This is a genomic window from Psychrobacter cibarius (assembly GCF_016107535.1).
Taxonomy (GTDB): Bacteria; Pseudomonadota; Gammaproteobacteria; order Pseudomonadales; family Moraxellaceae; genus Psychrobacter; species Psychrobacter cibarius.
This window is the reverse complement of the sequence record NZ_JABASQ010000005.1, coordinates 21968-44593: the sequence shown is the minus strand read 5'-3', so window position 1 is coordinate 44593 and position 22626 is coordinate 21968. Positions and strand designations below refer to the sequence as shown.

Below are 22626 nucleotides of genomic sequence, written 5' to 3'. Positions count from 1 at the left end.
TTTTTGTTGATAAACACGAGGAGAATAGCGATAAGACAGTTAGGAAAACCGTTAGTTTTCTGTTGTCAGCAGACTATACGGTCTTCACAATAGCATTGTCAATAAATTTTGCCAAAAAAGTCGTCTAATTGAGTTTTTTGCATAAAAAACAAGCAAAAAAGCCACTATCTACGTTAGATAATGACTTTTTCGACGGTGTTGCTGTCTCTTTAGAATGCTTATGCAAAACGAGCAAGTCTCGACTTAGAGATGCTTGTCTAACACTTTTGCCAATTCAGCTTTTGGCTGTAGACCCATCACTGAGTCAACTTTTTCGCCATCTTTAAAGACAAATAGCGTTGGGATATTACGGATACCAAAACGGCTGGCTGCTTGTGGGTTGCTATCCACATCAACTTTGACGATTTTAACTTTGTCTTGGTACTCAGTGGCTAGATCTTCTAAAATAGGGGCGATTGCTTTACAAGGACCACACCATGCTGCCCAGAAGTCTACCAACACTGGCACATCTGATTGCAATACGTCTTTGTCAAAGTCGGCATCGGTAGTATGTAAAATAAGGTCTGACATAATTTATCTCTCTTGTTTTATTATTTCTATCGCCATCCATCAACTAATATATTTGTTGCATAATAGAATGATGAGTGACCAAAGAAGCGTTTAGAAGTGGTTAAAATGTGCCATTATATTAACATGTTTGCTCAGGGTTAACAGATGCAGGCTGGTTAAATTGTTTAACAATTACGATTAGCACAATAAATCGACACATAACGACACAGGCATGGTGTTATCTGTCACTTGATAATCCCGTCTGTGTCTTTTGCTCAAAAATAAGCGGTTTATAACACTATATCTATACTCTAATATCTACCACTTAAGACAGCTTTCATATGCAAGCTCATTAATCATTCAAGCCCCTTTATATAAGTGCCCATTTTTATGCCTTTTACTGCTGAAGAAGTCAACGCCCTCAATGCTCAAGAAAACGCCTATCCGCTTGAGTTTTTTCAAGCATTTGCGCAACAGATTACTGTCTACGAAGATGATGATATTTGGGTGGTTGATAAGCCTGTAGGTCTGTTGAGTGTCGATGGCAAAACGCTCAAGGTCAGTTTGCTGGCGAGACTTGAGCGTGCCAATCCCGCAGTCAAGCTGATTCATCGTCTGGATATGGATACCTCAGGGCTGCTCATTTTTGCCAAGAATGCTGCCGCGCAAACCCATATTAGTAAGCAATTCATTGAACGTTTGCCACAAAAAAAATATCAGGCACGCGTCTTTGGAGAGTGGGAGCGTGTCGGCGCAACGGGTGAGATATCCATACCAGTGCGCTATGAGCCAGAGACGAAACCGCGCCATATTATCGATCCTAGCTGGTCAAAGCATGCCTTAACTTTATATGAAGTCATCAGCCATGAGCAATGCAACGGTCAGACAGTCACGCGCGTAATGCTAAAGCCTGTCACCGGTCGTAGTCATCAGCTGCGCGTCCATATGGTGCATGTGGGTCATGTGATGATTGGCGATCCTATTTATGCAGAAGGTACAGCTTTAGCGATTGCGCCAAGGCTTAATCTCCATGCTCAGCAATTGCGTCTCAAGCATCCTACGCTTGGTGCGTGGATGGATTGGGAAAGCCCAAGCCCTTTTTAAATGGATTTATGTCAAATTTTTTAAACCCATCATGCAAAAACAAGGAACGTATTATGCTTGATATGACGGCAGCCAAACAGGCAGTTAAGAAACGCTTCAAACCTCAAGCGGCACTCTCAGACACACCAGTGGATTATGAAGTACTGATTATCGGTGCAGGAATTACTGGTATTGGTATGGCGTGCCGATTGCAGCAGCAAAAACACAAAGGACTGTTTGGTCATAAAAATCCAGGTAAGCAGAAACGCAAATCATCAAAGCAACAACAGAAAAGTGCACAGCGGTTTTTGGTATTAGAAAAACGAGCAGATTTGGGTGGTACATGGGATTTATTCACCTATCCAGGCATCCGCTCTGACTCTGATGCCTTGACGTTTGGCTACAGTTTCAGACCATGGCTAAATCACAGGATTTTGGCAAAAGGCGGTGATATTAAAAACTATATTGCTGATACGGCGCGTGAGTTTGGTATCAGCGAACATATTCGCTATCAGCACGAGGTGCAGCAGTTGTCTTGGTCAGGTAGCCATCAACAATGGACGGCGATGGTAAAAAATCATGCCAGCGGTGAGGTGTTTACGGTAACGGCAAAGTTCGTCGTTGGCGCCACGGGTTACTATGATTATGAACAAGGTTATCGTCCTTCTTTTAATAAAGAAGCAGATTTTCAAGGTGAGATCATTCATCCGCAGCATTGGCAAAATGTGGATTATGACGATAAGAAGGTAGTTATTATCGGTAGCGGTGCCACAGCGATGACATTGCTGCCAGCTTTGGTGGATGAAAAAGGTGGGCAATGCGCGCGTCACGTCACTATGTTACAGCGTTCTCCCACGTATGTGGCAAGTGTACCGGGCGATGATTATACGCTTGATTGGCTAGCAGGTAAATTTTCACCGTTGTCGAAAGAGCAGGCTTATACGGTGCTGCGTACTCGTAATGTATTGATTCAACAAGGTACTTATCGAGCGGCTATATTGGCACCCAAGCTTATGAAAGCGTTATTAAAACGCGGTGTCAAAACAGAGCTAAAAGGTAGCGGTATCGATGTGGCGCATTTTGTACCGAACTATAATCCTTGGGATCAGCGGATATGTGCGGTGCCAGACAGTGATTTATTCAAAGCATTGCATGGCAAACGCGCCAGCGTCGTCACCGATCAAATCAGCCATTTTACCAAGACAGGCATTATGCTTGATTCTGGCAAGCATCTCGATGCTGATATCATCGTCACAGCGACAGGATTAAAGCTACAAATGCTCGGCGGTGCCAAAGTATATATTGACGGGCAGGCGATAGATATTGGTTCGCGCATGACTTATAAAGCGGTCATGATTGAAGATATACCAAATATGGTGGCGCTATTTGGCTATACCAACGCCTCATGGACGCTAAAAATCGATTTGGCGTGTCAGTATGTGATGCGACTGCTGGGATATATGCATCAGCATCGCTATCAAGTGGTATTGCCACAAGCACAGACTAAAGATGCCAAAGCGCTTACGCAGACAGATACGGTGATGGGCGCGCTATCCTCAGGATATGTCAAGCGCGCTCAACACGAGCTACCCAAGCAAGGCGATATATATCCTTGGCGGGTGACAAACAACTATCTCAGCGACCGCATCATGCTCAAACATCGCAAAATAAAAGATGATTGGTTACGTTTTAGTCGTTAAGGTCGCTTGGTTACAGTCATTTGCTAAATGTTTTTTAATGGCTATTTTTAATGGCTATTAATAAAATCAGTAACTTGTTTGCTTAAGATCTGCCACAAGGTTTGTTGTGCACTTTTGCTGCCCCACGCATTATGCGGGCTAAATATAACGCGCGGATGCTTGGCAATGGTCAATAAAGGGTCGTCAGCGGTGATAGGCTCTTGCTCAAAAACGTCGCTGGCGTAGCCGATGATTTGCTCATTGTTAATGGCATCAGTCAGCGCTTGGCTATCCACGATGCCACCACGAGCGACATTGACGATGAGCGGCTGTTTGACCATTTTTGCTAAAGTATCTGCATTAATCAGGTGCTGAGTTTTCTCGTTTAATGGGCAATGCAAGCTCAGTACATCAGACTGTGCCAGTACGTCGTCAAACGCAGTATAGTCGTCATTGCGCGGTGCGCGTCCTTGCTGCTCCGCCCACAATACTGTCATTCCAAAGGCACGAGCAATATCGGTCACGCGTTTGCCAATAGTGCCAACGCCAATAATACCTAGTGTTTTATCTTCCAAATCTATCAGCGGAATATCCAGTAGGCAAAAATTACCGTTTGCCTGCCATGTGCCATCAGCGACTTTTTGATGATAATAAATACCCGCGCGCATGGCGTTGAGCATGAGCATAAAGGTATGTTCGGGCACACTTTTGACTGCATAACCTGCGACGTTATAAAGCGCCACATGGTGCTCAACACAAGCGTCTTGATCGACGTTGTTCATACCAGTAGCGGTCAGTTGAATGAGCTTGAGCTTGGGCAATTTACTTATCACTTCAGCGCTGATTTGCACTTTATTGGTAATAATGATGTCGGCGTCTTTGCAGCGCTCTATAATAACAGCAGCATCTTTTGGGGTATCATCATAAGTGAGGTAGTCGCTGATGCCTGCTGGAGCTGGCAAGTCGATGCCATCAGAAAAAGTGCCTTTATCTAAAAAAACCGCGCGCATGGTTATTCCTTATTAAATAGTTATTTTAAAATGATTTTAATAATGATCGACTTAATGTAGCACGTTGGTGATTTTAGTCAAAAAGGTCGTTAAAAAGTCCAAAACAAAAAACCTCTACTTCAATATTGAAATAGAGGTTTTGTTGATTGAGACGGTAGTCTTTTGTGCTTATTCGGTTTTATGGACTTATAAAGAGAAACGCTTACGCAATTTGCCAATAAGGCTACGTACGCGACTGCTTAAATCAATACGAACGTCGTTTTCAGGGTCATGCTCGACTTCATAGCGTTTGACCAAGTCAGGGCTAGCTTTCAGTTTCGCATGATGCTGAAAAGCACGGTTGACGCTAATTTCAAGCAGGCTGGCGCGCATCGGTTTCGGTAAGCAGCGATAAACCTGACCTTTATTAATCAAATCAATCAGCAAGCCAGCATCTTGAAATTCAGTCTGTACCAAAACCACCAAATGCGGCGCATCTTGTTTTAAGGTAAAGATAATCGGCGCGATATTCTCACCGCTGACATTGATATCGGTGATACAAACACCGATATCTTCATTCGCCAAATAATCGTACGCTTCTTCTAAACTCTCAGCGTGCAGTACTTTATAACTGTGAGAAAATTGCTTACGTATTTGCTCAATCAACTCATTGGTTTCATCGATCACTAGCAGCGTTTGCTTATTACCTGAACTGTCGAATTGGTCGGCATCTTCGTCTGGATTATAGGTCAAGGCGATTTCGGTTGCACGTCCGACCACGGTGATCAGCTCTTCAGATTTACAAGGCTTAGTCAAATAACGATAAATCTCACCATCGTTAATAGAGCCAATAATCGCGTTTAAATCGGCATAGCCCGTCAATAAAATACGCATGGTGGACGGTGAGACATCTTTTACTTCGCGTAAGATATCCACACCGACTCGCTCAGGCATCCGCTGGTCACTGACCGCCACGTGTACATGGTTGTTCTTGATATAGTCAATATACTCAGTCGGGTCGGTGGTGATAAAGACGTCATGGGTCTTACGAAACAGCAGTTTCATAGACCGTAAAATGCGTTGTTCATCGTCGATAAATGCCAACTTCGGCTTTGACTCAGCGCTGGTTTCAACTGTGGTTAAGTCATTTTCTAATTCATTCATGATGATATCCTTATGATGATGAATAATAGTCGTTAAATATCTAAATATGTTCTACGTAACAGGGCAGCTGACCCAGCGCTTACGCGACTAGGTTTTGCTCTGTTAAGTTATTATTAATCGGCAGTATTAACGTAAATGTGGTGCCAACGCCTTCGGTCGATACGACTTTGATATCGCCATTATGTTGCTCCATAATTTGCTGGCTGATTGCCATACCAAGACCAGTGCCTTCGCCTGCGCCTTTGGTCGTAAAGAACGGCTCAAAGATTTGATTGAGAACTTCTGGACTCATGCCTTTACCGTTGTCGATGACATCAATATAAACATGGTGATCATCGGCACGGGTGCGTACTTCGATCTTGCCATCAGGTTTTTCTCCCATGGCTTGCGCGGCATTGTTCAGTAGATTGACCAAGACTTGGTTGATTTGCGACGGTGAGCATTTCACTTCAGGCGTGGGCGCAAAATTAGTCACAATCTCTTGATGTCTAATGGAGTTGCCAGCGATTTTAAGCGAGGCTTCGATACATTCGCGCACATCGATGGTTTTCACTTTTGACTCATCAAGACGGGCAAAGTTACGTAGATTTAGTACCATTTCAGTGATTTGCTCGACGCCAAATAACGAATCTTTAATCAGCTCTTTTAATTCAGCTGATAGGTCATCTTCTTGGATTTCATCAGAAGCACGGATAATATCTGCTAGTAGCTTGTCAATTTTGCCATCAGTCGCCGCATCAGTTTTAACGCTTTTTAATCCTTGTACCAATTCAATCAGCTCTTCGTATTGCTCAGTTAACTGACCGATAATCTCCAAGTTGTTTTGCACGTATGATAAAGGTGTGTTCACTTCATGAGCAACGCCTGCCACCATTTGTCCCAACGTTGCCATTTTTTCTGAACGAATCAATTGTAGCTGCGAATTTTTCAGCTCTTTTAGCGTTTCTTGTAGCTCAGCAGTACGTTCTTCGACTTTAATCTCTAGCTGTTGGTTAATGTTGGCAAGCTTACCTTCGTTAGACTGGATTCGGTCTAGTAGGTCATTAATAGAGCCATTCACCAGTCCAATCTCGTTGCGACCTTCTGCGAATTTAACCTCGCTCAGCTTATTGTATTGCTTATTATTAATTAAGTTTTCCGCTTCAGAGATTTTATCAGTGGTTTCTTTCAAGGGTTTGAATGCTAAGAAGGTCAGCATGAAGTAAATGACGCCAGCCGTAATCAATAGTGCTAATGCAATCCAGTTAACCAAGTTTTCACTGAGATTATCAGCAATGGCGTTAATTTCAGCATCAGGTTGGACAACGATCAGCTTCCAATAAGTCTCAGGAATCTCGAAAACATAGGCTTGACTGCCGTTATAGTAACTGTCTTTTGTCAACTCAAAGCTCTGTAATAAGCGGCTGTCCATGGCGTTTTGCTTGTTTTCACCATTATTCAGGTAAGCGGCGTAGTTCACCAAATAATAACCCTTTGCCGTACCAGTTTCAGCTTTATCAAGCGTGGTTAGTACCTGTTGGACTTGCGGTGAGACGCTGGCGGCGACTTGTTCGATGATCTCATTACGTTGGACATCTAAGAACTCAAGCACGGGTTGCCAAGCAGGGTCTGAGTTGATGACTTGTTTGATATCAAGCGGCGTACCCGTTTTCTCATCAATATAGCTTAAGCGTTCAGGGTTAGACGAGGCGATCACCTTGTCACTATTATCCAAGAGTAGAATGTAGCCTGAGCCTGAGCTTTCGCTTAACTTGACGATGTTTTCTTGTAGCTGATTCAGCGTAAAGTTAACCGTACTGGCACCCCAAAACTGATTGTCACGCTCGATTGCCACACCGCAGCTCATCGCCAGCTCGCCTTTGGTTTGGCTGGCGCGCACATGGTTCCAAATACAGCTCTCAGGTTTGAGCAGTTTTAAGACGCTAAACCAATCTTCTTGATAATAAGGATTGGTAGGATTTGGATCGCTCAACACCGCTTGATAATTGCCGTTTTGACGCACCATCAAAAATGGATGGGTCGCGGTATTTGCACCAAGGGCACCTTTTTCAGGCCAAATGCCACCACTACCCAAAAGATTATAATCACGCTTATCAAAGGCATTGGCAGTACTGGTTTGTAAAATTGCTTCTTCTGTGGGCAAGGTTTGCGCGCTTTGCTGTAGTAGTAAGGCACTACGCATCACCCGATTGATATCGGCTGAAATACTATTTACCGCGGTATTGCCACGTTCAGCCACCAATTTTGCAGATTCAAGGCGGATTTTCTCATAGCCCTCTTTATCAACAACATAAACGACGACCGCCAGTACGACCGTAAAAGCAATAAATAAAATAGTGGTTACTTGGGTACTGACTTGATTAAAAAAGCCAACTTTTTTGGAGGCACTCATGATGGTGATAGTCCTTGGATAATAGTGACCACGAAGAAGAGTGCCAATGCTAGGTATTGGTGGCAATCAATTAGGTGGTAATGCGTAATCTTAATTAAAATGTTCTGTACATAATGGCAAAAAAATTAAAAGTACTACTTTACTCTTATAACTTAACCGACTTAACTATTGATGGTTTTATAACTTAAAGGACTATAAAAGGCCATGCTGTGCCCATAAATCCTTAAGGATAATCAATCATGAATACTAGGCGGCAAAAGAGTATGTGTAGACGTGCGTTTGAATAATTCAGGTAAGAAAGAAGAAATGTTCTATTGCATTTCTTAACAATACAGAATCAATTTTATAATGACAATATTTTTTCTTTACTTGCGAGTCGTTATCTTATTGTTTTATATGACCAACTTATGCTTGGCGTTGATATAATCTTGCAATAATCTGCTCTTGAAAAGTCAACTTAGCGCACTCATCTAGCTGCTAACGTTATATAATGGTCGGCTTTATCTTGCGACCTAGCTAATGAGCTGACGCTGCCGGTATGGCCGGCGACCTCTCAGACTATTAAGTAATGACATCGCGCTAGTGATTCACGCTAGCAACTCTCATTATGAGCTATCTATTTTTTCCTATTATCTGAGTACAAAAGACATCGCCCTATGACTATCTCTATCGCTTCATTGCACAATACTGAATTTGCCGTTGGTCAACGTTATTTATCTGATACGGAGTCCGAGCTGGGCTTGGGTGTGGTCATCGATGTAGATGACCGATGTGTGCACATTCTATTTCCACAAAGTGAAGAGACGCGCGTCTACGCCAAAAACTCCGCGCCATTATCACGCGTGGTGTTTAAAGTCGGCGATAGTATTTCTGATCAAGCGGGTAAGAGCTATACCGTAACCGCGGTCGAAGAAGTGATGGGTGTACTCAAATACAGTGTCGATGAGCATGAACGAGGGATAATGGAAACCCGTTTGGCTGCCAATATCACGCTTGCTAAGCCGCTTGAACGTCTGCTGGCTGGTCGTATTGAGCGTGGCGATTGGTATGAGCTGCGTCAAGATATCTTGCGTATGCAATCGGCGCTAGCGGGTCATCCGCTTAAAGGCTTGATGGGTGCGCGTGTCGATATCATTGAGCATCAGCTCTATATCGCTCATGAAGTTGGCAAACGTATCGCACCGCGTGTGTTGCTTGCTGACGAAGTTGGTTTGGGCAAAACCATCGAAGCGGGTTTGATTATTCATCAGCAGCTGTTAACAGGAAAAGCTGAGCGTGTACTCATTCTTGTACCAGATAGTTTGCAATATCAGTGGATGATTGAGCTGCGTCGTCGTTTTAATCTAAATTTTGCCTTATTTGATTTGGTACGTGCAGCAGCCATTAAAGAACACGATCCTGAGCAAAACGTCTTTGCCACTGAGCAATGTATCATCGCCGGTATGGATTTATTACTCGATCACCCTGATTTGTACGACCAAGCGATGGATGCAGGGTTTGATTTATTGGTGGTCGATGAGGCGCATCACCTGCATTGGGATGAGGCGCAAGGCGGCAATGATAAATATGACTTGATTGCTGACTTTGCCGAAGAAACACCAGGGGTCATGCTATTGACAGCAACGCCAGAGCAGCTTGGGGCACAAAGTCACTTTGCTCGTTTGCGTTTGCTTGATCCGGATCGCTTTGATGATTTGGATGAGTTTATTGATGGTCAAGAAGCCTTTGCTGAAACGGCTGCTGTCGCTGGTGTATTGATAGAAGATAAGCCATTAAGCGACAGTCAAATTGCCGCTTTAAGCAGCTTGTTAGACATCAGTCTTGATGAGTTGGCAACGATTAATGATGACGAAAAATTGCGTACTTATGCGCTTAATGAATTACTTGACCGTCATGGTACAGGTCGTATTCTATTCCGTAATACCCGTGAAAGTGTGAAAGGGTTCTATGGTCGTAGCAGCCAGCCGTATCCACTGGCATTACCTGCCGCATGGAAAGACAGCTATCAAACCAATGGTAAATTGCGTGAGCAGCTATGGGGCGAAGAAAACCAACCTGATGGTGGCTGGCTAGAAGATGACCCACGTGTGCCTTGGTTGATTGATATTTTGCGCGGCGAGCTTAAGCACAAAAAAGTGCTGTTGATTGCCCGTAGTGGCGCGACGGTTGAGAGCTTAGAGGCGGTATTACGCTTACATGCTGGTATTAAAACGGCTATCTTTACTGAGCAGATGACCTTACTTGAGCGTGACCAAGCAGCAGCGTTCTTTGCTGATAGCGAAGGCGCACAGATATTGTTGTGCTCGGAGATTGGCTCGGAAGGTCGTAACTTCCAGTTTGCCAGCCAGCTGATATTGTGGGATTTGCCAGCCAATCCAGATACCTTAGAGCAGCGTATTGGTCGCCTAGATCGCATCGGACAAACGCAGCAAATTATGCTGCACGTGCCTTATGTACAGGGCACAGCGCAAGAGCGACTGTATCATTGGTATCACGACGCGCTGAATATGTTTAATCAAATCTCTCCAACGGCGCAGAGCGTGCAAGAGCAGTATATTCAAGAGCTAAAACCCATGCTTGAAGGCGCGGATACTGACGAGAACCGTGCGATACTACAAGATATCATCGAAGAAGCGAAACAGACGCGATTGGGGTTAGAGGCACAGCTACAAGCGGGTCGTGATCGCCTATTAGAATACAACTCGTGTCGCCCACGTGTTGCCAAACGTATCGCTGACGCCATGCGCGATTTTGATGGTCATAATCTACTGCCGCAGTTTATTGAGCGCTTTTTTGCCTCAGCCAATATCGATCACAATATCCAGCGCGATGGCTCGTGGGTGATTGCTCCGATTGACAGCACTGAAATTAGTGATTATATCGATGGTCTGCCACTCGGTGACGAAGACGGTATGACGTTGACATTCGAGCGTGAGCAAGCACTACAGCGTGAAGATATCGAATTTATCACTCACGAACATCCATTGATGCGCGCGATTTATGAGTTGGCGAGTACCAGCACCTTTGGTAATACCACGGTGGCGATGCTAAAAAGTTCTGCTGTACCACAAGGTATGGTGCTGCTCGAAGTGAATTTCCGCGTTGAAGCCATTGCGCCAAGGTTGCTCAATTTACCAGCGACGCTGACCACGCAAAATATCCGCGTGTTTATCAGTGAGCAAGGCAGTGATCTGTCCTCGCGTATCAGTGCGGAGATGATTATGCCGCATATTGAGCGTCTGGATAAAAACCGCGCCCGCCAAGTCATTAAAGTACGCGGTGATGTGATTGAGCAGCGTTATTATGAAGCGGAAGAGATTGCCCGTCAGCAGCTTGCTGAGATTGGCGAACAAGCCAGTGCCCGTTTTAGCCAGCAGTGGTCACGTGAAATCAAACGCCTAAAGCATCTACAAACGATTAATCCTAACGTACGTCCTGCCGAGATTGAGCGCTTGGAGCAGCTAAAAGCCCAAGGTGAGCAAGCACTAGGTAGTCTGTTATTAGTTCCAGACTCCATCCGTGTGTTAGTGGCAGTGAAGCCATAAATGTAAATGATCAAAAGAACGAGATGTTTAATAGCATCTCGTTCTTTTATGATTAATATCGTTTATATTAGGACGCGCCCTAAGGCATGTTAAGCAAAAATATCAACATGATATTGCCAAGTGAGCGTCGCTCTCTAGTCAAAGCCATCGATATTGAGTAAGATGTTTATCTTTTCGATTTATAGCCCGTTTGCTATAAAAGGGTGACCGCGTCTCGTGCGAAATATCACATATACCTTTGTACTCGATTGCTTTGTACTTCTTTTAAGCTGAAACAACGATATAATAAATGCTGGTGATAGCGCTGCTATGACCGTGTTTTTTGCGCTAAAATTTTCGTGTTAAATCTCTCTTGTGCATTTTCAGCAAGTGATTTCATATTATTTTACATTCAAATGCAAAGTGTCTTTTGTCTTTCGCGATATCATATCGATATCTTTAGGTGCGTATTTTTAGATGCTTAGCGTTTTTGATAAAAATAAGGAAACATATCGTCATGTCCGATTATTCGCAATTGATTGATGAGCTGCTAGCTACTGTAGCGCTTATTGAAGTGACCCCCGATGTCTTTGAGGGTAAGAGCCATGACTATGTTGGCAGTCGTATTTTTGGTGGACAAGTGCTCGCCCAAGCCATCATGGCGGCGGCGCATACACTGGACAAAGACAAGCCCTGTCATTCACTGCACGGCTATTTTTTGCGCGGTGGTGATATCACGCAGCCAGTGATTTATCAGGTGCGCCGCTTGCGTGACGGTCGTAGTCTGTCTGCGCGTGAAGTGACGGCGATTCAGTATAAAGAAGTGCGTGGTAAAGCGCCCATTGAGCAAGTAATATTTTCAATGATAGCCTCGTTTTCGCCGATGGAAGAGGGTTTAGAGTATCAAGAAGACATGCCTGTCTATCCGCCACCAGAGGATTTACTGGCTGAGCAAGATTTAAAGGAAGAGTATGTCGGAAAAGTACCAGACGCACTCAAAGCTCGCTTTATGCGCCGTCGCCATGTCGAAATTAAACCCGTTAAACCGCGTGATCCGATTCATCCAGAGCCAATGAAACCGAAGCAGGCGAACTGGTTGCGTATCCGCGAATTGGGCAATCAACCTGTTGCGATTCAACAAGCGCTATTGGCATTTTCGTCCGATTTTTATCTGGTTGGTACAGGGCTGATGTCGCACGGTGTTAGCTTTATGACCAGCGGCTTGCAAGCGGCTAGTATTGACCACTCGATGCATTTCCATCGTAATTTTGATCTAAACGGTTGGATGCTATACGACATGTGGAGTGATACCACGTCTAATGCCAAGGGCTTAAACCATGGGCAGTTTTGGCAAGATGGTAAGCTGGTTGCTACGGTACAACAAGAAGGCCTGATGCGTTTGCGAGTGCCGAAGTCTTAGCGCTAACCGTACTACGATGACTAAAGAAAAAGCGACTCACTATTGATAATGAGTCGCTTTTTTTATTCTAAAATCTTAACCATTGCTCGTGGCAATCCAAGCGTTGCCTGAGCATCAACAGCATTTAGCCAATTAATATTAATTTGTGCTGCTTCTAAAGCTTCGGTTATTTCGGTAATTTGCTGAGCATTTAAAATCAGCGATTGCGGTGTCAAATACCAATGAAAATGTGTCAGTGAATGTTTAATAGGAGCATCGTCTAATAAAGTTTTACTGACTGCTTTTGCTGTCAATTTATGCTTATCTAACCACTCATTGATAATTTGCTCGGCAGTAGTAAATTCTGCTTCGTATACTTTTTCATTACTGGTCACTTTTAATACTGTATCGTCAATTTCAGTCGTTTTTTCTGCGGCAGTTTTAGTATTCATTTTGCCTGCGGTTTTTTCTATAAACTGTAAAGGCAAACTCCACAACCCACCCCAAATGCCATTGTCAGGGCGTTGTAGCCACAGTATTTTGCCATCAATAGCTTCAATCAATAACGCATTGCTAAACTTGCTGGGTTTGGGCTGCTTTTTTGCTTTGACTGGATAATCCGTTTCGCGTCCCTCAGCATGTGCCAAGCAATCCTCTTGAAGGGGGCATAATAGGCAGGCAGGTTTGCTACGCGTGCATAACGTCGCGCCCATATCCATCATCGCTTGTGCAAACAGTCCTGAGTTCTCTCTAGGCGTTAGACGTTCTGCCAATGCCCACAGCTCTTTAGTGGTGGCAGATTTAGTAATATCACCATCGATAGCCGCCCAGCGTGTGAGAACGCGTTTGACATTACCATCACAGATGACGCCATAACGATGTAACCCCATTGCCATAATCGCGCCAGCGGTCGATGGGCCAACGCCAGAGATGGCTTCCCAACCTGCTAGTGTTTGTGGAAAGTCGCTCGTCTCATCAATCACTGCAACCAATTGCTTTGCGCCTTTATGCAGATTACGCGCCCGCGCATAGTAGCCAAGCCCCGCCCAGTGTTCTGCCACCATGTCCCATTCTGCTGCGGCCAAGTCTTGCACCGTCGGAAAGCTATCCATAAAACGGGCAAAGTAGAGCAGCACAGTGGTTACTTGCGTTTGCTGGAGCATGACTTCTGATAGCCAAACGATATAAGGATTGGGTATGTCAGCTTGGTGTTGTTGCCAAGGTAAATCGTGGCGACCGTTTTCAGCGAACCAGTCAAGGAGGCGGGAGGCGAAGGAGTTTAAAGATGAATCAGGTTGAGAGAATAAAGTAGGCAAGAATAATCCTTGTCAATTAATAAGAAATATCAGACTATAAAAGGTTATCTTTGTTTATGGGGTGATGCAGGTCGCTATGCAATGGTCTGTTATTTTTATGGAAGAATATAGTTTAACTATTCATTGTTGGTTTAATAATAAATATAAGTAGAACCATTGTTTTCATTAATAGTTTAGGAGAGAGTATATTGTCAGCACAAACCTTTTTCGTTTGGGATATCCATCAAATTACTTGTACACCAAGTAAAGATAGCTCATGGGAACAAGCAACGCACGATTTTGAAGCTTTGCGCCAGCAGCCAGTGGATGATATTAGTCCAAACATTATTGAGCTGGCAGATCTTCTCGTGAACGAGGCCAGAACCTCGGATTATTCAGAAGTCTTTTATGAAGCCTACGTAAATACAAATTTAGAGATGAAAACACATCCTAAGACCGCTTGCGTCGCCATACCCACACCTGAAGCACTGCACGGTGAAGCACTAGATGTTATCGCCCCTTTATGTGAAGAATTAGGGCTAGTGTTTTATGACACGCGGGGTATGGCCGCCTATCCAGATGGTACGATCTATCCGCCTAACATCGCAAGAGGCATGGCACTGCTAAAAGAAAAGCGGGCGCTGGCAAAACAGTCCGCTGATATTTATAAGCCAGAGGCACAGGTTCCTAGAGATAGAGAGGACTTTGAAAAAATACTGCACCCATTCATGCATGATTGTTTAGAACGTTATGGTTATCAGCGTAGCCAAGTAACAAGCGCTAACGTTATTGACTCTCTTGAAGTCGATGGTTGTACCAAGCCCATGCCTTATGGTCATGTGCGGCTAACTGGAGGAGCAGAAGGTAAGAACGGCTATTTTATATTAAAGATTCATGCGTATTTTGTATCACCAGCTTTTGAAGAGATTTACGATAAAGTATCGCTGCCAACTGAGCTTACTCGACAATCTCCTTATTTAAAGCTAGATTATATGAATGTATGTTATAGCAGCTTTTCAGATAAGCAAAAACAGATTCCTGAATTTATCAATACTGAGTTTGTCAGTAAACTGGATGAAGTAGATCAGATAGACAGCTACAATCAGCTTTTTTTGTTACTACATAATAAGATTGCAAAAGGGCATAGCCATGGTGAAAGTGCGGATATACAACTTATTTTAGCCAAACTTGCAGGTCGAGAGGACTTTGATGAGTTGGTTACCCAGTATCGTGATCTGATTAATAACTCACCAAACGATTATGTTAAGCATAGAATGAATGAGCGCTGGGATAGACTTTTAGAGATTTTATCTACCGTAGAGCCATTGGAGTAGCCAGCTATGCATGAATATGCTTTGTTTTATGTTTGGGATGCAAGCTTGGGTGATGGCGATGAGTATCTGCCAGACTCGTATGATAGCGCAGGTGTATTACTACCACAGCTACTAGAGGTAGAGGTCAGCGCTCATAGTGAAAACATATTAAAATTCGCCACTGAGCTACAGCAATTTGCCCATGAAGGTGATTTATCATTCGAGCTCTCATTAGCATTTGGAGCAACGGTCGCTCATGTACAGCTACAGGATACCTTTGCTGTCTCTCTACCACTGCCAGATGGTAATATGCAAGAAGCTGCTAGAGTAATTGCACCATTGGCAAAGAAACATGGGTTGGTGTTTTATTATTTGCTAGGGTTGGTTTCTTTGCCTGACGGGAAGATTTTCACTTCTACATGATTGGTTTTATGTTTATCAACCCTATTTCCGATTCTTCCGCGTTTTCAAACGACGTAAACGCTTTTCTTCTTCTTTGGCGATTCTTTTTTCTTCTGCTGCTAAGCGCTGCTCAGCGACGACGAGTTCTTCAGCTTCAGACATGGCTGGCGTCTCAAGCGTAATACGCCCAAGCTTAGCGCTACGTAACTCGTTGATCAAAATCTCAGACATGCGGTAGGTATCGACTTGATTGCCCGAACGTACACAGCCGCGATTGCGTCCAGCGACTTCAAAAAACTCCCAATCAGTCTTTGGTAGCGCTTCAATTTTATAGCGGGTTTTTAGCAGCTCAGGGTAGGCTTGCATCAAGTATTCAGCGGTATAGCTGGCGACATCAGCGAAGTCAAAAGCCGTATCACGAATACCACCCGTCGCTGCCAGACGATAGCCAGAGTTTTCGTTTTCGACTTTTGGCCATAACATACCGGGCGTGTCATAAAGCATGATGTCATCATCAAGTTTAATCAACTGCTGCGACTTAGTAACTGCTGGCTCATCGCCAGTTCTTGCTACGGCGCGTCCAGCCAAGGTATTAATCAACGTCGATTTACCGACGTTTGGTATGCCCATAATCATGGCTTTGATTTGGCGACCCGTACCCACTTTATTGGGCACGAGCTGTTTACAGATGGCGATGATACGTTTGACATCATTGGCTTTATCAGTATCGCAAGCAATGGCTTTCACACCGCTTTGCTGCTCAAGATAGTCCATCCACGCTTGGGTCAATTCAGGATCAGCAAGGTCGGCTTTGTTCAGGATTTTGATGACGGGTTTTTCGCCGCGCAATGCCGCGACCATTGGGTTTTCACTACTATATGGGATACGCGCATCGATCACCTCGATGACCAAATCCATCTGCGGCATGATTTCTTTGATTTCGTTACGGGCTTTGTTCATGTGCCCAGGGAACCACTGAATACTTGCTCTCTTATCCATCTGCTTTCATAACCTTTTATAAAAAATGCGCAAAGTAAGACGATCGTCATTTACTTTTCATGGTGTCCAGTTTACTACAGAACCACCTTGCTCACGCTACAATTTCGCCCAACCAGATGCGCGGTTATTCTTGAGCTTAATTTTCTATTTCATCGCGGGCAGGAGGTAACGGTGCAAGATAACCAATTAATAGTATTAAACTGCCTGCGCCAAGGAAAGATATCACCCGCCAAATCGCTTCGGTCTGTGACAAATCAACTATTACCAGTTTAATTACGACGACGCCTAACAGCCCAATCCCCATAAACCAAAGCGTCCGCTGCCAATAGCGACTGGCGACGATGGTGGCGACTAAAGCCAAGAGCGTCCATAAAATGGTCAACCCTGTCTGCACTTGCTCGCTATTCCATGCGCCGCCCTGAGCGCTGTCCCACAACGGTTTACCGATAAAGGCATGTAGCGTTCTGACCAACATACTGGATATCAGCCAAAAGCTAATAAGTCCCAACATAACCAATAAATAATCGGCGGTAAATATACGCTTAGTTTGGGGGGCTGCACTCGATTCGATACGACTCTCATCGCGGCGATGTTGGCTCATATAATATAGACTAAAACCAACCAATAGCGTCAGCAATGAGGTAATGTCGTATAAATTCAGTAGTGGGAAGTAGGACAGTCCCCAAATTACACCATCATATGACCAGTTGGTCATGATGACCCAACTTAAAGCAATGGGCGCAAAGATAGCCGCGCAGCTCAATAGCGCTTGTTGCCAATCAAACCAGTACAGTGGGCTTTGCTTGAATGCCTTGTTTGTACGCGTATTTTGCTTACGATAGCTGGCATAACGATGACAGCGCCATAATCCAGCCAATATTAAAATGGCTGGCATCAAGACAGCCATCACCCCAGCGGAATCTGCGAGTCCATAGTGGGCAGCGGCAGTAATGATTAGAATGCTAGCTCCTAGCCAGCTTGCGCCATCATAGCGTGACAGCTCGGAATGGTTGTACCACGTCTTTAACCACAACTGTCCGATAATCAACCAACCAATGATTAGACCAGTCAATAGTAGCCAATCTGCTGTCTGCCATGATAAATGAAACTCGAATTTTTGCGGTAACTGTAGGACGAGCATGAGATAAAAGACGATCGATAAGCCGTGGCTAAGTTGTCTGATTTCTATCCACAAGCGATAACGATTGATTGTCCAATATATGGCAAGGCTAACCAGTGCTGCGAGTGCAATCATGGTCGTCGTTGCCAGTGTCCAACTGGCAAACCACTGGTTAAAATCAAGCAGCAGCACTTGTAGTAGCCACGCTATAGCCGTAAAGGTTAAAAACCTTATGAGTATAGGACTGTGCCAAACAAGATTAAATACTGTGCTGTGGCTGTTGATTGAGGTTAGCCATTGCTGGGCGGCATGAGTGCTAATACCTAATGCGTTGGCATAGGTTGCTATCGCATCTGGCGTGGCGTTTTGCTCTTGAGAATATGTTGAATGATTATCTAAGCTATCATTTAAGTCTTCGTTCAAACTATCATTTAGCATAGCTGGCGAGTTGTTCGTGCGTAAAATAAATACAGTGGCTAAATAAGTCATAGCGGAAATGGTTAATGCCAATGTCGGATAATCTTGAATGGCGAAGACGACTTTTACCATCAGCATACCTATACTGATTAGCTGCAATAACAAACCAAATAGCACTGACCATGCGCGTAGTGAGCGCCGTCCAAACCACACCAGTGCCAACCCTTGTACTGACCAGCCAAAAGCAATCCATTCAGCATCTAATGCTAAAGGGATTACCAGCGCCAAAAAACCAAATCCTAAAGCCAGCATGCCCTCGGTGATTAAGGCGTAACGCTGGCTACGCTGCACAAACAACCAGCCGAGTCCTAAATAAACAGTGGCTAAAATAGCACTAGCGATGGTTAAAGCGTTAGGAATGTCATCTAATAATGCCGCAAATAAACCAAAGGCTAATATCGGCACTGAAAACAGCAAGCCAGTATCAAGAGGGAATACATAGCTATTATTTCTTGCGTGAACGCTATCTAAATGCTTTACGTTGTCTGCGCTATCTGTCTGGATGATGTCTGTTTCATTAAGAGTATTGTAGGCAATGATTTGTTGAGCATAGCGAATGACGACAAACAGATATAGCAGTAAATGTAAGGTGACCAGTAGGACTAAAGACCAGCGCTGCGCCTCAATGACTGTGCTCAAATTTTCACTGATGCCCCAGTAGTAAGCCAATCCAAAGGTCACAGTGACACCGAATAAATTCAGTATTTTCCATGGGCGGTAATGCGCGATAATCGCAATCGTCACGTTCAATAGCAGATAGTAACTAAACAATATCACCAAACTGCCCGTGTCTTCACTGGTCAAAATAGGCGCAAAAAAACCACCCGATAATGCCAACAACGCCAGCGGAAAAGCGTTTTGACGCACGGCGAGTGCAATGGTAATCGCAGATAATAGCCCAAGCCCAACAAAGCTCGGTATGCTCGGAATGATTTGATAAACGCTATAGGCAAAAAAGGTCGTTAAATAGGCAATCGCTAAGCCTGTGCCTTGTAGGGTGATGCCATAAGCAAAGCGATTTTTTGCCAATTTTAGACCTAATGCTGCTAGACCTAAACCGAGGATGCCTATCGCTAAAAGCTTGGACGCTATCGACACTTCGATATAGTCGCTTAACAAGCGAAGTAGTAGCACTACACCGATAAGTAGGACGATCACGCCAACGCGTACGACTAGATTACCGCCAAAAAACCAATTTTTGATAGAGTGAATCAGCGAAGTGACGATAGGCAGTGAGCGCTCATCCGGCTCTATGGGCGATGGTTTTTTTGGAGAAGGGGCTGGTTTCGGGTGAATCGTAGCAGTAGGTAAAGGAGGTGCTGAGTCAAATAGCTCCTCGATAATAGGTTGGGGCGAGTGAGTATCAGCTATCGTTTGAGCCATTGGCTCAGTATGAACGTCTACGTCATTATCGGCGTTATTATTCATAGAGCTGACACGGTGTTGCTGCGCTTGTAACTCATCTTGCAGTTGCGTGATGTCTCGTTGAAGCTGATCAACGCGTCGCTTTAGTTTATTGTAAAAAACGATAATCACTACTAGACAAACAAGCAATACAAATCCGCTGATATCAGACATAGCGCTACCACACCGTTACTCAATATTTGATGGCTTGATGATGACTCGATTTCAAAGCAAACACAAGCAAAGCGCTCATCAAAATAAACGGGTTAGCCCAAGATTATTCGTTCACTATCATTGAGCTGATCTTAATGCTTTATAAACTAAGATATTTATGCGGCATATAATTTATGTCGTTCTGATAATGTACATCCACGCAAGGTTAGATAATTCACCATACCTGAGACGATACCTGCAATAACACCGATAATAATTAAAGCTGAAATCAAAGATACTTCGACTGTACCTGCGTATTTTTGCCACAGTACAGCAAGAGAGGTCAATACCCCAAAGGTAAAAAATCCATGCTTTATCGTCAACCAAAAAGCGGTTGGGAAGAAGGCTACTTTTTTTTCTTTGATACCAAAATAAGCCACCATAGTTAAAATCATGGCTAACGTAATCGATAAGGTAACGGAGGTACCGAGCACCGTGTCTTCATTATTGGTAATAGAGTCAACAGATATCGCGATTGATGAGTATGTTTTTAAGAAGAAATATTGTATCCCGCCGTTAATGAAAGCATTGATTACGCCAGTAAGCATAGCGCCTTTTAGCAATTTTGCGTTTAATGTTGTTGTCATGGTTTATTTTCCAAGTCCAAAATAGGTTTATGCATAAAAAATACTGAGTAGATAAAACTCTACCCAGTATGGTCAATGCTTAACATGCCCTAATATTTATCGTTTATAAATTTATGATTAAAATGATGGCTGAGTTTATGAAGTTGGCATTTTGCTTTTGTAAACACCGCCGCCATTGACTGTCAGTTCAGCACCAGTAATCCAAGATGCTGCATCACTTAACAAAAACGCCATCGCTTGAGCGATATCTGCTGGCACGCCACGTCGTTTTAGGACGATACCTTTGACCACATTATCGATCATCTCTTGGGTATAACCGGCTTCTTCAGAGGAAGCACCATTATCTACTGTACCGATGATTAGTGAATTAAAGCGCACTTCAGGACCTGATGCGACCGCCATACTTTTCACCATATTTAGCAAGCCCGCTTTAGCTGTGCTGTATTCGATAAATTCTGGCGATGGTGTATTGCCAACCATGGATCCAGAAAATACCACAGAGGCGTTTTCTTCTTGTTTTAAATACGGCATACATAAACGAGTCAAATGATAAGATCCCAAGGTGTTGAGCTTATACGCATTGACCATTTTTTCGGTGGTAGATTCCCACAAAGGCGTATTTGCACCCCAACCGACGTTATTGACTACTGCAGAAATCTTACCGAATTTTGCAATAGTTGCATCGACCAAGGCTGCAATTTGTGTCTCGTCAGTAAAGTCGGTTTTCAGGCCTAAGGTTGCATTGCCTGTTTCTTTTTCGATATCAGCGGCAATTTGCTTCACTTTATCTTCATTTAAATCAGCGAGGACAATGTTGCCTCCTAATGAGCTTAAAAACCGTGCCGCCTCGCTACCAATAGCGCCTGCTGCACCACTGATAATGATGGTTTTATGATGAAAGTCGAATAGTTGTTGGATGGTTTTCATGGTTTTACCTTATTATTAGTGAGTGATTAGTGAGCTATCAGCAAGTGGTGTGACCGATTATATGAATCACGACTGTGCAATAATCATGTTAGCGCCTTAAATCCTTACCAATAGTAAGCCTTTGTAAGTGTGTAATGATCAATATGGATTTGTTTACGATAAAAAAAGCAGAGTGCGGCGGGCGCACTCTGCTATATATTGCGTTAATAGATAGGGGTTAATAAATAGTGTGTTAATAACCTGAAAACAGCTATTGATATGCCTGATTCAAAGATTATTTGCCTAAGTTATTTTCCATAAATTCAAGCATGTTTTCCCAGCTTTGCTTGGCAGCGGCTTCGTTGTAGCCAAGATCAACATCATTTTTAGCAGCGCGCTCATCGGCATGTGGGTTGGTAAAGCCATGTTTAGCGTTGTCATAAACATCGATAATATAGTCAACGCCAGCAGCATCTAGTTCTGATTTTAGACCTTCTATTGCTTCCATTGATACCATTGAATCATCACGACCGTGAGCAACCAATACGTTAGCGGTGAAGTTTTTATCCGCTGGCTGTTTTGGTGTTGGGTTGCCATGGAAAGTGGCGACCGCTTTTAATGGCATGCCTTCGCGAGCCATATCAAGCACGACCTTACCACCAAAGCAAAAGCCAATCGCTGCTAGATTGTCACCATCAACGGCTAACTGGTCGCTAAAGTCATTAAGAATCAAACGGCAGCGCGACATCAGCATATCTTGATCTTCTAATACTTGCTCCATCCACATATTCGCTTGCGCGGCATCGGTGGTCAGCTTGCCTTCACCGTAGACGTCCATTGCGACGGCGGCATAACCTGCTTCTGCCAAGCGCTCGACCACTGATTTTGGGTGATCAACGATACCCCACCATTCTGGCGCTACTAAAATTCCCGCAACAGGATGGTCGTCAGATGCATTTTCTGGCAATGCCATATAGCTGATAAGCTGGACACCGTTTTCGGTGGTACTGATCAATTCAAAAGTCTTAATTGACATATTATTATCCTTTTTTATGTGAGGAGTTGTACGTTATAAAGGTGATTTGTCTGTGTTTTTGCGACATCGTTTTTCTTACTTTTACCACCTTAACG

Annotated in this window: 16 protein-coding genes; 6 read left to right on the top strand and 10 right to left on the bottom strand. The window is 43.9% G+C overall.

Annotated elements, in window-relative coordinates:
* Positions 1–243: 243 nt before the first annotated feature.
* Positions 244–570 (bottom strand): thioredoxin, encoded by a 327-nt coding sequence (gene trxA / locus JFC08_RS05315; RefSeq protein WP_055125333.1) that lies wholly within the window; start codon positions 568–570, stop codon positions 244–246.
* Positions 571–939: 369 nt separating this feature from the next.
* On the opposite strand from trxA, the gene JFC08_RS05310 reads away from it, so the two are divergent.
* Positions 940–1653 carry an RluA family pseudouridine synthase gene (locus JFC08_RS05310; protein ID WP_198329994.1) on the top strand — a complete coding sequence of 238 codons (714 nt, stop codon included), beginning with the start codon at positions 940–942 and terminating at the stop codon, positions 1651–1653.
* Positions 1654–1706: 53 nt separating this feature from the next.
* Positions 1707–3332 carry a flavin-containing monooxygenase gene (locus JFC08_RS05305; RefSeq protein ID WP_198329993.1) on the top strand — a complete coding sequence of 542 codons (1626 nt, stop codon included), beginning with the start codon at positions 1707–1709 and terminating at the stop codon, positions 3330–3332.
* Between the two features lie 47 nt (positions 3333–3379).
* Here JFC08_RS05305 and JFC08_RS05300 read toward each other — a convergent pair whose 3' ends face one another.
* From JFC08_RS05300 to JFC08_RS05290, 3 genes are all read right to left on the bottom strand, one after another.
* Entirely contained in the window at positions 3380–4321 is a 942-nt protein-coding gene (locus JFC08_RS05300) for a D-2-hydroxyacid dehydrogenase (protein ID WP_198329992.1), read from the bottom strand.
* 186 nt (positions 4322–4507) lie between these two features.
* Positions 4508–5464 (bottom strand): response regulator, encoded by a 957-nt coding sequence (locus tag JFC08_RS05295; RefSeq protein WP_045445938.1) that lies wholly within the window; start codon positions 5462–5464, stop codon positions 4508–4510.
* A 79-nt stretch (positions 5465–5543) separates the two neighbouring features.
* Positions 5544–7856 carry a sensor histidine kinase gene (locus tag JFC08_RS05290; RefSeq protein WP_198329991.1) on the bottom strand — a complete coding sequence of 771 codons (2313 nt, stop codon included), beginning with the start codon at positions 7854–7856 and terminating at the stop codon, positions 5544–5546.
* A gap of 656 nt (positions 7857–8512) precedes the next feature.
* Here JFC08_RS05290 and rapA point away from each other — a divergent pair.
* Together rapA and JFC08_RS05280 are read left to right on the top strand one after the other, a co-directional pair.
* A complete protein-coding gene (gene rapA, locus JFC08_RS05285; RefSeq protein WP_198329990.1) occupies positions 8513–11401 on the top strand; it encodes an RNA polymerase-associated protein RapA in 2889 nt (962 codons plus the stop codon).
* Positions 11402–11897: 496 nt separating this feature from the next.
* Positions 11898–12800, top strand: coding sequence for an acyl-CoA thioesterase (locus JFC08_RS05280; RefSeq protein WP_045452453.1), 903 nt, complete (start codon positions 11898–11900; stop codon positions 12798–12800).
* 62 nt (positions 12801–12862) lie between these two features.
* Here the strand turns inward: JFC08_RS05280 and mutY are convergent, their stop codons facing one another.
* On the bottom strand, positions 12863–14095 hold the full coding sequence (mutY, locus tag JFC08_RS05275; protein WP_198329989.1) for an A/G-specific adenine glycosylase: 1233 nt from the start codon (positions 14093–14095) through the stop codon (positions 12863–12865).
* Between the two features lie 188 nt (positions 14096–14283).
* Here mutY and JFC08_RS05270 point away from each other — a divergent pair, with 188 nt between their 5' ends.
* Both JFC08_RS05270 and JFC08_RS05265 read left to right on the top strand, forming a co-directional pair.
* Complete coding sequence (locus JFC08_RS05270) at positions 14284–15408, top strand: hypothetical protein (RefSeq protein WP_198329988.1); 1125 nt, start codon at positions 14284–14286, stop codon at positions 15406–15408.
* Positions 15409–15414: 6 nt separating this feature from the next.
* Positions 15415–15810: a hypothetical protein gene (locus tag JFC08_RS05265; RefSeq protein WP_198329987.1), complete on the top strand. Its 396-nt coding sequence runs from the start codon at positions 15415–15417 to the stop codon at positions 15808–15810.
* A 21-nt stretch (positions 15811–15831) separates the two neighbouring features.
* Here JFC08_RS05265 and ylqF read toward each other — a convergent pair whose 3' ends face one another.
* The 5 genes from ylqF to JFC08_RS05240 form a co-directional block, all read right to left on the bottom strand.
* Positions 15832–16788, bottom strand: coding sequence for a ribosome biogenesis GTPase YlqF (gene ylqF, locus JFC08_RS05260; RefSeq protein WP_045452455.1), 957 nt, complete (start codon positions 16786–16788; stop codon positions 15832–15834).
* Between the two features lie 136 nt (positions 16789–16924).
* Positions 16925–19963 carry a DUF2339 domain-containing protein gene (locus JFC08_RS05255; RefSeq protein WP_198329986.1) on the bottom strand — a complete coding sequence of 1013 codons (3039 nt, stop codon included), beginning with the start codon at positions 19961–19963 and terminating at the stop codon, positions 16925–16927.
* 155 nt (positions 19964–20118) lie between these two features.
* On the bottom strand, positions 20119–20589 hold the full coding sequence (locus tag JFC08_RS05250) for a hypothetical protein (RefSeq protein ID WP_198329985.1): 471 nt from the start codon (positions 20587–20589) through the stop codon (positions 20119–20121).
* 135 nt (positions 20590–20724) lie between these two features.
* Entirely contained in the window at positions 20725–21516 is a 792-nt protein-coding gene (locus tag JFC08_RS05245; RefSeq protein WP_198329984.1) for an SDR family NAD(P)-dependent oxidoreductase, read from the bottom strand.
* 274 nt (positions 21517–21790) lie between these two features.
* The gene (locus tag JFC08_RS05240) at positions 21791–22531 is read right to left on the bottom strand and encodes a dienelactone hydrolase family protein (RefSeq protein ID WP_198329983.1); all 741 of its coding nucleotides are present in this window, start codon (positions 22529–22531) and stop codon (positions 21791–21793) included.
* Between the last annotated feature and the right edge of the window lie 95 nt (positions 22532–22626).

Excerpts from the sequence above, each read along its gene's own strand:
- JFC08_RS05300 (WP_198329992.1), bottom strand. The coding sequence starts at position 4,321 with ATGCGCGCGGTTTTTTTAGATAAAGGCACTTTTTCTGATGGCATCGAC.
- JFC08_RS05265 (WP_198329987.1), top strand. The coding sequence starts at position 15,415 with ATGCATGAATATGCTTTGTTTTATGTTTGGGATGCAAGCTTGGGTGAT.
- JFC08_RS05255 (WP_198329986.1), bottom strand. The coding sequence starts at position 19,963 with ATGTCTGATATCAGCGGATTTGTATTGCTTGTTTGTCTAGTAGTGATT.
- JFC08_RS05290 (WP_198329991.1), bottom strand. The coding sequence starts at position 7,856 with ATGAGTGCCTCCAAAAAAGTTGGCTTTTTTAATCAAGTCAGTACCCAA.
- trxA (WP_055125333.1), bottom strand. The coding sequence starts at position 570 with ATGTCAGACCTTATTTTACATACTACCGATGCCGACTTTGACAAAGAC.
- JFC08_RS05295 (WP_045445938.1), bottom strand. The coding sequence starts at position 5,464 with ATGAATGAATTAGAAAATGACTTAACCACAGTTGAAACCAGCGCTGAG.
- rapA (WP_198329990.1), top strand. The coding sequence starts at position 8,513 with ATGACTATCTCTATCGCTTCATTGCACAATACTGAATTTGCCGTTGGT.
- JFC08_RS05310 (WP_198329994.1), top strand. The coding sequence starts at position 940 with ATGCCTTTTACTGCTGAAGAAGTCAACGCCCTCAATGCTCAAGAAAAC.
- ylqF (WP_045452455.1), bottom strand. The coding sequence starts at position 16,788 with ATGGATAAGAGAGCAAGTATTCAGTGGTTCCCTGGGCACATGAACAAA.
- JFC08_RS05280 (WP_045452453.1), top strand. The coding sequence starts at position 11,898 with ATGTCCGATTATTCGCAATTGATTGATGAGCTGCTAGCTACTGTAGCG.
- JFC08_RS05240 (WP_198329983.1), bottom strand. The coding sequence starts at position 22,531 with ATGTCAATTAAGACTTTTGAATTGATCAGTACCACCGAAAACGGTGTC.
- JFC08_RS05245 (WP_198329984.1), bottom strand. The coding sequence starts at position 21,516 with ATGAAAACCATCCAACAACTATTCGACTTTCATCATAAAACCATCATT.
- JFC08_RS05305 (WP_198329993.1), top strand. The coding sequence starts at position 1,707 with ATGCTTGATATGACGGCAGCCAAACAGGCAGTTAAGAAACGCTTCAAA.
- JFC08_RS05250 (WP_198329985.1), bottom strand. The coding sequence starts at position 20,589 with ATGACAACAACATTAAACGCAAAATTGCTAAAAGGCGCTATGCTTACT.